The organism is Macrococcus equi, assembly GCF_047426745.1.
Classification (GTDB): domain Bacteria; phylum Bacillota; class Bacilli; order Staphylococcales; family Staphylococcaceae; genus Macrococcoides; species Macrococcoides equi.
Genome location: NZ_CP179732.1, coordinates 609,914 through 624,530, shown reverse-complemented (window position 1 = coordinate 624,530; position 14,617 = coordinate 609,914). Strand labels below are relative to the sequence as shown.

Below are 14,617 nucleotides of genomic sequence, written 5' to 3'. Positions count from 1 at the left end.
TATGAGGTGACATCAAATGAAAATAGCGTTTATCGGCGGCGGCAAGATGGTTAAGGAAATGGTAAAAGGATTTAATCGTAGTGGTCTTACTAAAGAAGATTTAGGAATCTGGATGCGCAACAAAGATAAGCTACAAAACTTTATAGCAAAACACAACATTACACCTCTTATAAAAATGAATGAAATTACGCACTATGATGCAATCGTTATAGGGGTGACACCTAATAATTATCATGAAGTAAGTGCGAAACTCGCTAAACATTTATGTGATCATCATATTATCATCTCGATAGTAGGTGGCTTATCAATACAAGCGATTGATGACGAGTTTGATGAACATCCGAAGATTATTCGTTTAATGCCTAATACGCCAGTAGGTGTTAATGCAGGTGTATTAGCGATGAGTAGAAATGAATTTGTTGAGAAAAAAGAAGCGAAGCAAATAGAAGATATTTTTAAACGATTAGGTTACACACACTGGATTGATGAATCATTGATGCATTTAATGCCTGCTGTGACCGGTTCAAGTCCGGCATTTATCTTTATGCTGATTGAAGCGATGGCTGATAATGCAGTGAGTGAAGGTTTAAATCGTGAGCTTGCATATCAAATGGTGAGTGAAATGCTTATCGGAGCAGGTACGATGGTCAGACAGACAAAACAACATCCTGGCGTTCTAAAAGACATGGTGACAACACCAGGGGGCTCAACCATACAGGGTGTGAAAATGCTTGAGGAAAAAGGATTTAGAGATGCCATTTCTAAAGCAATGGATGCAATAAATAAATTTAATAAACAATAAGTAAAGGGACTGAACACGAAAGTGTTGCAGTCCCTTTAGTTGAATATACTAAAAATCGATTGTTTTGTATTCATATATAAAAAAGGATTCACGAAAGTAACGTATAATATAAACAGAAAATTAAATACACTGAACGAAGTTAAAAAGATGGCGAGTAGTCGGTATGACAAGTTTTTGGCGAGTACTGGATCATTTGAAAAGTGAAAGTGAACGCCCATCAGGAAAGTAACGATACAAAATATTAACCAGAAATAAATGGTTAAAAAAATGATGCCACTATGTATAAAGTAACTCAACAAAAATACGATATGCATGATAATTAATAACGTCATCATTACTTTCTGCATAAAATCCCTCCCAATCTTTCTTAATTGTAATATAAATTTAAGTATAACAGTATAAAAATTTGATGAGGTGACAAGATGAAAATAGGATTTATCGGTACAGGTGTAATGGGACAAAGCATGGCACGACATTTAGGAGAACGATTATTTATCTATAATCGAACAAAGGAGAAAGCTCAAAGTTTATTAGCTAATGGTGCAATCTGGTGCAATTCGCCGCAGGAAGTTGTAGAAAAAGCGGATATCATTTTTACGATGCTTGGCTACCCGCAGGATGTTGAAAATGTCTATCTTGGTGCAACAGGATTAATAACGAACGGTAGACCAGGTCAAATATTAGTCGATTGTACAACAAGTAGTCCAGAGCTTGCTGTTAAATTATTTGAAGCAGGACATGTGAAGGATATTCATGTACTGGATGCCCCGGTTAGTGGAGGAGATATTGGTGCTCAAAATGCAATGCTTTCTATTATGGTTGGAGGAAGGGAAGAAGTATTTAACCAAGTGAAACCATTATTTGAACGCATGGGTACATCAATCGCTTATTTTGGAGATGCCGGAAGTGGTCAACATACTAAGATGGCGAATCAAATTGCTATCGCTTCAAATATGATAGGTGTTGCTGAGAGCCTTTATTATGCACAGTCTGCTGGGCTTGATGTAGAGCGTGTGCTCGCAACAATTACAAAGGGTGCTGCAGGTAGCTGGTCGTTATCTAATCTAGCGCCGCGTATGCTCACTGATGATTATCAGCCGGGATTCTATACTCATCATTTCTTAAAGGACATGAAGATAGCTTTAGATGAGTCACAAAAAATGAATATCGAGTTACCAGGACTTTCTTTAGCATATGAGATATATGAATCTTTATCATCGGAACTAAAAAATACGACAGGCACACAAGTGATTTATCAAATATATAATAATCATTAAATATATAAAGATTTAAACAATTTGGAGTATTTTAGGTGCTTTATTTATTAGCTTCATGTAAAATTACCGGAGAATAGTGAGAAAAAATTGAATGGAGGAAAAGTCTTGATAAAAAAAATAATTGATTTTTCTTTGCATAATAAACTAGCAATTTGGCTGATGACTTTAATTATATTAGCCTCAGGCATTTATAGTGCGATGAAAATGAAGATGGAAATGTTACCGAGTATGTCTACGCCGGTAATTTCAATCACTACCCCTTATCCAGGAGCTACACCAGAAGATGTATTAGAAGGGATTACTGACCCGATTGAAAAGAAAGTAAAGAATTTATCTGGTGTAGAAAAAGTGACGAGTCAGTCGCTGGAAAATGCGTCTGCAGTGACGCTCCAGTATAAATTCGGAACAGATATGGACGAGGCTCAAAACGAACTGGAAAAACAAATTGATAAGATAGAGATGCCAGAAGGAGCAATGGACAAAGAAATATCACAGATGTCTATGTATACGTTCCCGGTTATCAGTTACTCAATTTCCAGTGACAAAGCAGATATCAAGACTTTAACGCATAAGATTAAGAAGGATTTAGTTCCCGAAATTGAAGGCATTGAAGGAGTGACCAATGTTACTTTCTCTGGTCAGCAAGTTGAACAAGTAGAACTTCAGTTTGATGATAAGAAACTTAAAGATAAGAAGTTAACTGAAGAGAGTGTATTACAATTCATTAAAGGTGCTACGATGGATGCACCGCTTGGGTTATATACCTTTGGCAATGATTTAAAGAGTATTATTGTCAATGGTCAATTTACGAATGTTGAAGCGCTAAAGGCACTTAAGGTTCCAGTGACAGATAGTGCTGAGAGTCAAGGACAAGCAGCACAGATGCCACAAGATCCAGCGGCTCAAAAAGCAATGATGGAAGCAATGAAGAATGCCAAGGTTCCAACTGTGAAGTTATCAGAAGTTGCAGATATCAAAACAGTACAAAGTCGTGAATCGATTTCTAAGACGAATGGCAAGGATTCATTAAGTATTCAAGTTATTAAATCTGATGATGCGAATACAGTGACACTTGCAAATGAAGTGAAGGATAAAGTAAAAGCATTTAAGAAAGATAATCCTGATATGGAAGCAGTATTAATGATGGATCAGGCTAAGCCAATTGAAGATTCTGTGAAAACGATGGCTGAAAAAGCGATTATCGGTGCAATTTTTGCAGTTATTATGATTTTGGTATTTTTAAGAAATATCCGTTCAACATTAATTGCCGTGGTATCTATTCCTATGTCAATTGTGATGGCTATGTTAATTCTTAAACAAATGGATATCTCATTAAATATTATGACGTTAGGTGCCATGACCGTAGCGATTGGACGTGTTATTGATGATTCAATCGTTGTTATTGAAAACATCTTCAGACGTATGTCACTGAAAGATGAAAAGCTAACAGGTTATCAGTTAATCAGTAGTGCTACAAAAGAAATGTTTGTACCAATTATGAGTTCTACCATGGTTACCATTGCTGTTTTCTTACCGTTGGCCTTAGTCTCAGGGTCAATCGGTGAAATCTTCAGACCATTCGCATGGACGGTAGTATTTGCATTACTAGCATCGCTATTAATAGCCATTACTATCGTACCGATGCTTGCGCATACTTTCTTCAAAACCGGGATTAAAGGTCACCATGATGATGAAGAAAAGGTGGGTAAGATTGCTGGATTCTATCGTAAAATATTAGATTGGTCTTTAAGACATAAAGTAATTGTGGCAGCATTAAGTATTTTATTATTAGTAGGTAGTTTGTGTTTAACACCATTTTTAGGTACCTCATTTATTTCTACAGGTGAGGACAAGTTATTAGCATTAACGTATAAACCGAAACCTGGTGAAAAAGAAGAAGATGTTGTTAAAAAGGGTGAAGCTGTTCAGAAAATGCTCGCTAAAAATGAAAATGTAGTGAATACGCAATTTTCGGTCGGTGGAGAAAATCCCTTTAATCCAATTGCTTCAAATGATATGGCAATGATGGTGGAATACAAAAAGGATACGCCTAATTGGGAAGATGAGGCAGATAAAGTATTAGCGAAAATTGCTAAAATGAATCACGAAGGTGATTGGAAGAACCAGGACTTTGCTACAGGTGGCGCAACGAATGCGGTGACAGTCACTGTCAATGGACCATCTACCGATGCTATTCGTCCAACTGTTGAAAAATTACAAAAAGAACTGGAAAGTGTGAAGTCGTTGACGAATGTGAATACATCACTATCTGACAGTTACGATGCATATACTTTAAAAGTTGATCATAACAAACTCTCTGAATTAGGATTGACAGCTGGTCAAATTGCAATGACGCTCAATCAGCGTAGTGAAGATAAAGTTGTTACGAAAGTAGGAGAGAAAGGTAATTCAACAGAAGTTATCTTAACAAAGAAAAAAGAAGAACACTGGACAAAAGCAAAATTAGCGAATACGAAAATTGAATCTCCACTAGGCAAAACGGTGAAATTGAGCGATGTTGTAAAAATTGAAAAAGGTAAAACTTCTGACACGATAAAACGTGAGGATGGCAATATCTCTGCTACTGTTGAAGGAAAGATTAAGGGTAAGGATGTTGGAAAAGCTACACAAGCAGTGACAGACAAAGTCAGCCAAATTAAACACCCTGGCAATGTTGATGTACATGTCGGCGGAACAAGTGAAGACATTGGAGAAAGCTTCTCTCAACTGGGATTAGCCATGCTTGCTGCGATTGGTATCGTATATTTAATCTTAGTATTAACCTTTAAAGGTGGATTAGCACCGTTAGCAATTTTATTCTCATTACCGTTTACGTTGATTGGTGTTATTTTAGGATTATTAACCTTCAAAGAAACATTATCTGTTCCTTCGATGATAGGAATGTTGATGCTCATCGGAATTGTTGTTACCAATGCGATCGTATTGATTGACCGAGTAATTAATAAAGAAGCTGAAGGATTATCGACACGTGCAGCAATTCTTGAGGCTGCGACAACGCGCGTACGTCCAATTTTGATGACTGCATTAGCAACTGTTGGTGCATTGATGCCGTTATTATTTGGTGGCGACGGATCAGTATTAATCTCTAAAGCACTAGCTGTTACTGTAATCGGAGGATTAATTTCATCAACACTCCTTACACTGATTGTTGTACCGGTTGTATATGAAGTATTGATGGGAATAAGAAGTAGGTTTACTGGAAGAAGAAATAGCGGAACAGCTAAAAAAAGAGTGAAAGTAATTAACAGATAAAATGTCCAGAATTGGTTGACAATTCGGAATTGGAATACTATTATAAATAACATATTAAAAATTAAATATCTTATCCAGAGAGACGGAGGGAATTGGCCCTGTGAAGTCTCAGCAGCGGGCTCTTTAGAGTACTGTGCTAAATCCAACAAGCGAACTGCTTGATAGATAAGTGACTCATATGAGCGCCATTGCTATTAAGCGATGGTGTTTTTTTTGCATTGGATTATTAACCATAGGAGGCAGTATAATGGCATACACAGAAGTATTAGCATCAATCCCTGAAAGTTACTTTGGAAAGACGATGGGAAGAAAATTGGAGGTAGGTACTAAGCCGCTGATTAATATGGCAGTTGGTATTCCGGATAAACCTGTTCCAGAGAGTGTAATAGATGCTTTGATTAAAGGAATTCAAGATCCGCAAAATAATAAATACGGTGTATTTCGTGGGAAAGATACATTGAAGAAAACAATTAAGAAATTTTATAAGGATATTTATGATGTTGAATTAGATCAGGATAAAGAGATTTGCATTCTTTATGGTACTAAGAGCGGATTAGTTCATCTTCCGACGTGTGTGATTGAACCAGGTGATGGTGTATTATTACCGAATCCAGGCTATACAGATTATTTAGCAGGTGTGAAGCTGGCACATGGAGAACATTATGAGTTAAAGCTTTTCCCGGAGAATAATTACTTGCCTGACTTTAATCAAGTAGACTCAGAAGAACTTGAGAATACAAAATTAATTTATCTGAACTATCCAAGTAATCCCACAGGTGCAGTCGCTACTAAAGCATTTTTTGATGCAACGATTGAACGTTTTAGAAATACAAATACAAAAATAGTGCATGATTTTGCGTACGCTGCTTTTGGATTTGATGCAAAGAATCCGAGTATCTTACAATCTGAAGGCGCTAAAGATATCGCTGTCGAAATATACTCGCTGTCAAAAGGATTTAATATGTCAGGTGTGCGTGTGGGTTTTGCAGTAGGTAATGCAGAAATCATCGAGAATTTAAATTATTATCAGGATCATACGCAAGTAGGAATGTGGGGGGCTGTTCAAGATGGTGCAGTTGCAGCATTGGAGTTAGGAGAGTCATTTTTAGATGAACAAAATGAATTGTTTAGAAAACGACGTGATAAAGTTACAGCTGCCCTTATTGAAGCACAAATTCCTTTTGAACCGATGCAAGGTGGAATTTTTTTATGGGTAAAAGTACCTGCAGAATTCAATAGTGAGGAGTATGTTGATTTTTTACTTAAATCACAAAGTATATTAGTAACGCCAGGTATACCGTTCGGTAGTTTAGGTGATAACTATATTCGTGTTTCGTTGGCGGTGGAAGACGCACAGTTAGATGAGTTTATAGAGCGTATTAAAGAAACACATGTATTATATGAATGAAAAAAGGGTGCCAGTGGCACCCTTTTTAAATGTATATTGCAGATATTACGATAATCATTAAAGCTAGAATTATCGAGAACATATCAAGGATTAATTTAGCTTTCGCATCTTTAAACTTATTTTTGTATGCTGAAATTTCAATGTTCATCAATAAACAAAATGCCAGAAGCGTTATCCAGTATTTCATATTTCCTGGGACATGCATTACCGACGTAAAGATAAAGAAACAAAGTCCGAGTCCTAAAACTATGCGTAGAATATTTAAAATTCGTAGTTGAACATGATAAATACTCGTATAGCTAATAATTAAATACATCAATAAAAATAAAGCAATCAATAAAATCATACGTTGCGTCCTTTCTTAAAATACATCATTAAAACGATCGTGCCTACTATAGTCATTATAGCACCGAAGTAAAAAGGTGCATCCAGTTGTCGTGATAAGATTGCGGTAAATGCAAGAGGTCCAAGTATGCGCCCTAAACTATCCATGCTGTAACTGATTGAAGTCAGTTTTCCCATATTTGCACGATTGCCTTCTTTCGTCAGTTGACTCGTTAATAGTGTTCTAACTAATGCATTACCTGCCATCAGTAACACTAAGCATAGCCCTGCAAACCATAAGTTCATGGAGAAAGGTAACAGTATAAATGCGATAATCGTGATAATCTGTCCAGCAATAATGACGGGCTGTTCCTGTCCGTCTTTTACTTTTCTTAAATATCCACCTTGTAGTCCGGCATTCACTAGTCCGCCAACCATAAATAACATTCCCATTTGTGTAGAGGTTATATTAATCTTTTCGATTTCAAATAGCTGGAAGACGCTTTCCATCCCACTCATTGTAAACATAACAAGAAAAGTTGAGGCTAATACAAGGATCACTTGTGGTGTCAACATTTTTGGACGAACTGAAACATCCTTACTATTGGTATTACCTTGATAAGTTTCTTTTAATGTCACTGTTGATAGTATGGCGATGAGCACAAGGATAGCACTTGTTACAAAGTAAGGGATTTGATAACTAATACCTGAAAGTAAACCACCTACAGCAGGACCAAAGATAAAGCCGAGTCCTATCATCATTCCCATAAGTCCCATATATTTATTACGTTCTTCTTCGCTCGTCATATCACTGACCATACTCGTCGTTGTGGAGAAACATGCTCCTGAGAAAATACCACCAATGACACGTGCAGCATAAAGCATTGCTAAATTATCGATGAAAATCCCAAAAATCAGAAAGCTTAATGTAAAACCAGCAAGTCCAATGAACAGGATTTTTTTACGGCCTATCTTATCGGATAAGTATCCCCAGAACGGTGCTGCAATAAATGAAAAAATTGAGTAGCTCGCAAGTAATAATCCCATATGAAAAGCATTAAGGTTCATACTGTGAACGAGCGCAGGAATTACCGGAATAACGATACTAAAACCAAAATATATAAAAAACTGGATAGCCATAAGTAGCTTAATCTGTTTATTCATAAATACACTCCATATTAATTTAATACATATATTGTAACGAATTATTAAAGAAAAGCATATAAAAAGTCACGGATAACCGTGACTAAAAGATTACATTTGATTACGTATCTCCTGGATAGATTGTTCGATTGACGCAAGTTTTTCCTCTAAACGAGGTGATGACTGACCTGTCGACTCAACTTTTTCGAGGTCATTTTGAATACGAATATATTCTTCTTTAAGTTCTAATAATTGCTGTTCTAAACTCATATTTCTTTCCTTTCTACAGGGATCCATATTTCTACTTTAGGGTTGTCGGTTTCAAATTCCATACCGAGCGGATAGAACTCCATGTCTGCTGTTTGCAGTGGAGTGAAAGGTGCATCTTTAAACCATGTACCGTAAATATACTCAAAAGTATCCTGGATTGCTGTCGGAATCGGTCCTACAGCTTCAAATACTACCCATTCTGAAGCGGGTATATAAGCAGTTTCATAGTTTTCGAGTGGAGCTTTAGTTGCAACGGAAATTAAATAATTTAAGTGTTCACAAGGTTCAGTTTTGATACAGGCACCGATATGTCCTTTTAACACTTCGACATCATTATGCTGTTCGAGTTTATTCAATGTTCCATCTTCGTCTAATGCATCCCACAATGGCTTAATTTCTCCCATAGTTTCAGTCGTAAATTCTTTCTTTAATCCACTCAGATAAAAAGCGTCGAGCGATACAACTTTATATGTCATATTAAAACCCCCTTATACCTGAAATATACCGTAAAAATGTTATATTATAAAGTGACAAGAACATTGGAGGATTAATAATGAGTAAAAAAGTTAAAACAAATGCATTGAGAAAGCTAGATCAGCAAAAAATAAATTATGAAATTTTTACTTACTCTGTAGAAGGTGATCAGGTTGATGGAATCACAGTAGCAAGTAAAATCGGACAACCTGTAGAAGAAGTATATAAAACTTTAGTGTTACATGGTAAAAATGGTCATTATGTAGCGGTGATTCCTGTAGAGGCTACACTCAATATTAAAGCGATAAGTAAAGTAGTAGGTGAGAAGAAACTTGAAATGCTTGCGATAAAAGATTTGGAGAAAACAACAGGATATATTCGCGGTGGTTGTTCACCTGTCGGAATGAAAAAGCAGTTCTTAACTGTAATAGATTCATCTGTGGAGCAATTAGATACTATGATAGTCAGTGCAGGACAGATAGGTATACAAATGAAGTTAGGTGTTACTGAACTGGTTAATTTAATTAATGCGAAAGTGAGTGCCATTACAGATGAAGATTAAAGATAATTTTCAGACTTTATCATTAAAAGATAGACGTACTATCGTTATCTCTGATATTCATGGTTCTCTGGAACTATTTCAACAACTACTCAAGAAAGTAAATTATAGTAAAGATGATCGTTTAATTATTTTAGGGGATATTATTGATAAAGGACCAAACAGTATTGAATTGGTGGAGTATGTAGGAAGTTTGCTGCAGCATGAGCATGTCCATATGATTCTAGGTAATTGTGACTGCATCTTTGATGAGCTGGAAGAAGATTACTTGTATCACTATATGACATATCGCCACACACTTGTTCATGAAGCACTAGCTAAGCTTGGTAAAAGTCTTTCTGACTACACAACTCAAAGTGAAATGGCACAAGACGTGCGTAAGCATTTTGGTTATTTGCATGACGTAGTCAAAGATTTACCATTAATGATAGAAACAGAAGATTTTATATTTGTGCATGCAGGATTAGAACAAACAGACTATATGAATACAACGCGTTATAATGCGCTTAATATGCCTTACTTTTATGCTGCAACACACAATGCAGATAAAACAGTAGTTGTGGGTCACTTTCCAACTTGTAACTTTGTAGAAGATGGTTTGATGAGCAACAATATTAAAATGAATAAAAGTAGTCGTATTATTGATATTGATGGTGGTAATCAAGTGAAGTACAGTGGGCAGCTTAATGCCCTCATCATTCATTATGAAGGTGATACTTATCATTTGGATACAGAGTATACAGACTGTTATCCAAGACGAGAAGTTATTCAGGATTTTGAAGTAGCCTATCAGGAGCCACATACATTTACGTATCCATATTTTGATATAGAAGTATTTGAAGGAGATGAATACTTCACGCAGGCAAAACACGTGCATTCTGGTGTGGAGTTTATGGTGAAGACCGAGTTTATTATGGAAACAGAAGATGGCTTTCGACTTAAAGATGATTATACGGATTACTTTATGGATGTATCGGCAGGAGAACAAGTTGCTGTCATTGATGAAAACTATTTAGGGTATACATTAATCATGAAAGATGGCATCACTGGGTGGGTGCCAGATGAAGTATTGTAAAAGGTTGAGACAGAAGTCTCAACCTTTTATCAATCTACAGTATATTTAAAGTGATTCATTTCATTAATCTTTTTAAAACCAATTTCTTCATAGAAGGCGATGTTTTTTTCGCGTTTACTCTTAACCGAGATTTGAACTCGTTTTGCATGATGTTTATGGAATGCATGATTGACAGCAAATGAAACTAACTGATGACCGATGCCTTTGTTACGATATTGTGGATGTGTGGCTAAATATTCAATATTACAAACATCATCATCATTGATTTGAATCCATATTAATGCTTTAGCGATACCTTCATTTAAATAAAGATAGAGTTCATGTGTGTGCCCGACAGTCGTTAAAATTTTATCGCGCATTGTCTTATAATCTGAGCGTAAGTCTTTCATTAACTGTGTAAAGCTATTTTTATAGATGGGTTTATATTTAATAATTTGTGGTGCGATAGTCGAAGTCTTGTTTTCATCGGCGATCATTGTATAGGTTGTGCCAAGATACTGTGTACGCAAGTGCTTCATTACTGACTGGCCGAAGCGGTGGTCTTCATGGAAACTAAAATAATATGTCTTGGTCATAGGATGTTCGCGTAGGAATTCCTGCCACATCACCTGAATCATATTCAAAGTTTCTTCATCAGTTTTTGTGGTGATAGGTCCAAGTACAAAAGCTTCTGTCTCATTCATGTGCTCAATACCGAAGGCGGCAATAATTTTATTGTGATCGGTTACCTGGAGCATATCTTTTGGATCTATGCTATTTAACTGTTCGATAATACTTTGCTTAGTTACGCGGATGTAGCCGACATGATGTTTCTTGTCTTGATTCAGTTGGTATAAAAATTCAGCTAATAATTCAATATCATTCATATAAGAGATTTGCAAGTGGTTCACTCCTCGAAATGGTGCGTTAATATTTCTAAAATACCTTTATTATATGGTGCATTTGTATGTCTTTGATATAAGCTTTTTGCTTCTTCAGTTGCATTACTAACTAAATACCCATGTTTTACTGCGTTCAACATCGAAATATCATTTCCACTATCTCCAAATGCAAAGGTATGCTCAGGATTGATATTGAACTTTTGAGTCAGATAGTTCACCACCGCATGTTTTCCGGCAATCGATGGATAAAAATCTACATCATAATAACCTTCCGGGTCACCGATAAGTGGATTACATTTGCTCACATTGACATTAAAGTTATGGGCTTTACCAAGTGATTTAATCTTTTCGATATGCTCCTTATCTTTTTCACCGATTGCTTTATAATAATAATTTCGTGAAAAAGGAGCATTTTCAAAAGGTTTTTGCGTAATGAGGTCAATGTTTTCTTTTCTCAGCTGCTCTTCTATATCAATTATGATAGATTTATCAAGGTTAAGGTCCTTAAAAAAAGTATGATAATCTTCATCACGTACAAACTCATTATCCTTAACGTAATATATTTCAGTACCTGAGTTTGTTGAGATAAAGTGCGGATAATAATCATAATGACCTATAGAAAAACAAGTTTCAATCATCTCTTTTGTACTCGCTGAAATAATGCCAAATAGAATACCGTATTTATCAGCACTCTGATGGATATATTTATCTAAATCCTTAACATCTGGAGCATTACTTAAATTATGTGCGAAGTATGTTTCATCGAAATCAGAGCAGACTAAATATTGTACGGTTGAAGGGAAATGATGTGACTTCATATGAACGCCTCCTTAGTTATTTTAAGCATAACGGAGAGACACGAAAATAACAATTGCAAATGATATAAAAGATAGTGAATAAAAAAATCTGTTATAATTTAATAAATTAATTGAGAATAGGACGGATAAAATGAAATCAGTAGTACTTGCTGAAAAACCTTCAGTTGCACGTGATATCGCACGTGTCTTAAATTGTAATCAAAAGAAAAATGGATATATGGAAAACAATCAATATATCGTAACCTGGGCGCTTGGACATTTAGTTACAAATGCAGACCCTGAACAGTATGACAGTAAATATAAAACATGGGATATGAAAGATTTACCGATATTGCCTGAGCGTATGAAGTCTGTGGTTATTGGTAAAACACGTAAGCAATTTAATGTTGTAAAGTCTCAGATTGAACGTCAGGATGTTAAAGAAGTGATCATAGCGACAGATGCGGGTCGAGAAGGGGAGCTCGTTGCACGATTAATACTTGAAAAATGCAAAGGAAATAAACCGGTTAAACGATTATGGATTTCTTCAGTTACTGATGGTGCGATTCGCGATGGTTTTAAACAATTAAAGCCTGGTAGTGCCTACAATGGTTTATATCAAGCAGCGCTTGCCAGAAGTGAAGCAGACTGGATTGTAGGTATTAATGCGACGAGAGCATTAACGACAAAATACGATGCGCAATTGTCAACAGGGCGTGTGCAGACACCTACTTTACAAATGGTTAAAATCAGACAGGATGCGATTAATCAGTTTAAACCGAGAACTTATTTCGGCTTAAATATTGTCATTGATGGTGTGACATTTAACTGGCAGACTAACAATCGTATATTTGATGAACAAGTAGTAGATGATATTATTCAAAAGTTAAAAAAAGAAAAAGCAATTATTAATGAAGTTGTTTCAAATGAGAAGAAACGTTTTCCCGGGAAATTGTATGATTTAACTTCTCTACAGCAGGATGCCTATCGCCGATTTAAATACTCTGCTAAAGAAACGCTAAATACGATGCAGAACTTATACGAATCTCATAAATTAGTAACATATCCACGTACAGATTCAAATTATTTAACAACGGATATGGTAAATACGTTAAAAGATAGAGTTGCATCACTAGCGACGACTGAATATAGAAGTCAGGTAGTTGACCTGATGAAGTCACCGATTAAAGTAGGAGGACACTTTGTTAATGATGCGAAGGTAAGTGATCACCACGCAATTGTACCGACCGAAGTACGAGTGAATCTGGATAATTTAAGTCCACGTGAGCGCAATATTTATTTGCTGATTGCAGAACGTTTCTTAAGCAATTTGATGCCACCATATGTATATGCAGAACAAAAAGTAACAGTAACAATGGGCAAAGAAAAGTTTATAGTCAAACAGGAAGAAACCATTCAACCTGGATTTATGGCACTGAGTAATGCTGACAGTGGCAGAAAACACCATGCATTTCAAAAAGGAAAGACATTTGAGAATATAAAAATAAATAAAACAGCTCACGAAACAGAGCCGCCACCTTATTTAAATGAAGGCAGTCTGTTAAAAGCAATGGAGAACCCTAGCAGTATCTTTGATATTGATAAATCTGCACAATCTACACTGAAGTCAGCAGGTGGAATTGGAACAGTAGCGACGCGTGCTGATATTATCGAAAAGTTATATAACTTAAATGCAATTGAAAATGTGAGCGGCAATATTAAATTAACGAACAAAGGTCGTCAGTTATTAGATCTTGCACCAAGTGCTTTAAAGTCACCAGAACTTACAGCTGACTGGGAACATAAGCTTACATTGATTGAGAAAAATAAATACGACAAGAATAAATTTATCAATGAAATGCGTTCATTCACACAGGAGATTATTACTGAAATTAAATCAAGTGAAGACAAATTTAAGCATGACAATATGACGACTACAGAATGCCCGACATGTGGCAAGTTTATGCTTGAGAAGAAGACACGAAATGGAAAAATGCTCGTCTGTCAGGATCCGACATGTGGTACGAAGAAAAATGTGCAGCGCCAGACAAATGCACGATGCCCGGAATGTAAGAAGAAGTTAGTATTACATGGTAAAGGCCCGAAAGCGATGTACAGTTGTAAGTGCGGATTCCGTGAAACACAGGAACAAATGGATAAACGCTTTAAATCCAAAAAAACAGGAAAAGTCTCAAAAAATGAAATGAAGAAATATATGAAAAAAGATGAACCGATTAATAATCCGTTTGCAGATGCATTAAAAAACTTAAATATTTAGGGATTTTTTTACAGAAAGTGTTATCGCTTTCATAAAAGATGTTACAATAGAAGTGA

The 14,617-nt window shown here is 35.9% G+C and carries 14 protein-coding genes and 1 riboswitch; of the genes, 7 read left to right on the top strand and 7 right to left on the bottom strand.

Annotated features, from left to right (window positions below; genetic code table 11):
• The first annotated feature begins 16 nt into the window (after nucleotides 1-16).
• Complete coding sequence (gene proC / locus ACMGE6_RS03310) at nucleotides 17-802, top strand: pyrroline-5-carboxylate reductase (RefSeq protein ID WP_414054428.1); 786 nt, start codon at nucleotides 17-19, stop codon at nucleotides 800-802.
• 35 nt (nucleotides 803-837) lie between these two features.
• Here proC and ACMGE6_RS03305 read toward each other — a convergent pair whose 3' ends face one another.
• Complete coding sequence (locus ACMGE6_RS03305) at nucleotides 838-1,149, bottom strand: hypothetical protein (protein WP_414045133.1); 312 nt, start codon at nucleotides 1,147-1,149, stop codon at nucleotides 838-840.
• Between the two features lie 75 nt (nucleotides 1,150-1,224).
• Here ACMGE6_RS03305 and ACMGE6_RS03300 point away from each other — a divergent pair, with 75 nt between their 5' ends.
• The 3 genes from ACMGE6_RS03300 (at nucleotide 1,225) to ACMGE6_RS03290 (ending at nucleotide 6,760) form a co-directional block, all read left to right on the top strand.
• Complete coding sequence (locus ACMGE6_RS03300; protein WP_414047536.1) at nucleotides 1,225-2,079, top strand: NAD(P)-dependent oxidoreductase; 855 nt, start codon at nucleotides 1,225-1,227, stop codon at nucleotides 2,077-2,079.
• A gap of 105 nt (nucleotides 2,080-2,184) precedes the next feature.
• Entirely contained in the window at nucleotides 2,185-5,352 is a 3,168-nt protein-coding gene (locus ACMGE6_RS03295; protein WP_414054427.1) for an efflux RND transporter permease subunit, read from the top strand.
• Nucleotides 5,353-5,419: 67 nt separating this feature from the next.
• A riboswitch (SAM riboswitch) is annotated at nucleotides 5,420-5,524 on the top strand.
• 75 nt (nucleotides 5,525-5,599) lie between these two features.
• Nucleotides 5,600-6,760: an aminotransferase class I/II-fold pyridoxal phosphate-dependent enzyme gene (locus ACMGE6_RS03290; RefSeq protein ID WP_414054426.1), complete on the top strand. Its 1,161-nt coding sequence runs from the start codon at nucleotides 5,600-5,602 to the stop codon at nucleotides 6,758-6,760.
• A gap of 25 nt (nucleotides 6,761-6,785) precedes the next feature.
• On the opposite strand, the gene ACMGE6_RS03285 is transcribed toward ACMGE6_RS03290, so the two are convergent.
• From ACMGE6_RS03285 to ACMGE6_RS03270, 4 genes are all read right to left on the bottom strand, one after another.
• Complete coding sequence (locus ACMGE6_RS03285; RefSeq protein WP_414054425.1) at nucleotides 6,786-7,106, bottom strand: hypothetical protein; 321 nt, start codon at nucleotides 7,104-7,106, stop codon at nucleotides 6,786-6,788.
• Nucleotides 7,103-8,263 carry an MFS transporter gene (locus ACMGE6_RS03280; protein WP_414054823.1) on the bottom strand — a complete coding sequence of 387 codons (1,161 nt, stop codon included), beginning with the start codon at nucleotides 8,261-8,263 and terminating at the stop codon, nucleotides 7,103-7,105. Before ACMGE6_RS03280 ends, ACMGE6_RS03285 begins: the two co-directional genes overlap by 4 nt.
• Before the next feature lie 75 nt (nucleotides 8,264-8,338).
• Nucleotides 8,339-8,497 (bottom strand): SE1832 family protein, encoded by a 159-nt coding sequence (locus ACMGE6_RS03275; RefSeq protein ID WP_414045128.1) that lies wholly within the window; start codon nucleotides 8,495-8,497, stop codon nucleotides 8,339-8,341.
• Nucleotides 8,494-8,973 carry a GyrI-like domain-containing protein gene (locus ACMGE6_RS03270; protein ID WP_414045127.1) on the bottom strand — a complete coding sequence of 160 codons (480 nt, stop codon included), beginning with the start codon at nucleotides 8,971-8,973 and terminating at the stop codon, nucleotides 8,494-8,496. Before ACMGE6_RS03270 ends, ACMGE6_RS03275 begins: the two co-directional genes overlap by 4 nt.
• Nucleotides 8,974-9,050: 77 nt before the next feature.
• On the opposite strand from ACMGE6_RS03270, the gene ybaK reads away from it, so the two are divergent.
• The gene (gene ybaK, locus ACMGE6_RS03265) at nucleotides 9,051-9,533 is read left to right on the top strand and encodes a Cys-tRNA(Pro) deacylase (protein ID WP_414045126.1); all 483 of its coding nucleotides are present in this window, start codon (nucleotides 9,051-9,053) and stop codon (nucleotides 9,531-9,533) included.
• Complete coding sequence (locus ACMGE6_RS03260) at nucleotides 9,523-10,605, top strand: metallophosphoesterase (RefSeq protein ID WP_414054424.1); 1,083 nt, start codon at nucleotides 9,523-9,525, stop codon at nucleotides 10,603-10,605. Before ybaK ends, ACMGE6_RS03260 begins: the two co-directional genes overlap by 11 nt.
• A gap of 29 nt (nucleotides 10,606-10,634) precedes the next feature.
• Here the strand turns inward: ACMGE6_RS03260 and ACMGE6_RS03255 are convergent, their stop codons facing one another.
• Nucleotides 10,635-11,486, bottom strand: a complete 852-nt coding sequence (locus ACMGE6_RS03255) for a GNAT family N-acetyltransferase (RefSeq protein ID WP_414054423.1) — start codon at nucleotides 11,484-11,486, stop codon at nucleotides 10,635-10,637.
• A gap of 5 nt (nucleotides 11,487-11,491) precedes the next feature.
• Nucleotides 11,492-12,304, bottom strand: coding sequence for an HAD-IIB family hydrolase (locus tag ACMGE6_RS03250; RefSeq protein WP_414054422.1), 813 nt, complete (start codon nucleotides 12,302-12,304; stop codon nucleotides 11,492-11,494).
• A 130-nt stretch (nucleotides 12,305-12,434) separates the two neighbouring features.
• Between ACMGE6_RS03250 and ACMGE6_RS03245 the strand changes: the two genes are divergently transcribed.
• Nucleotides 12,435-14,561 carry a DNA topoisomerase III gene (locus ACMGE6_RS03245; protein ID WP_414054421.1) on the top strand — a complete coding sequence of 709 codons (2,127 nt, stop codon included), beginning with the start codon at nucleotides 12,435-12,437 and terminating at the stop codon, nucleotides 14,559-14,561.
• Nucleotides 14,562-14,617: the final 56 nt, after the last annotated feature.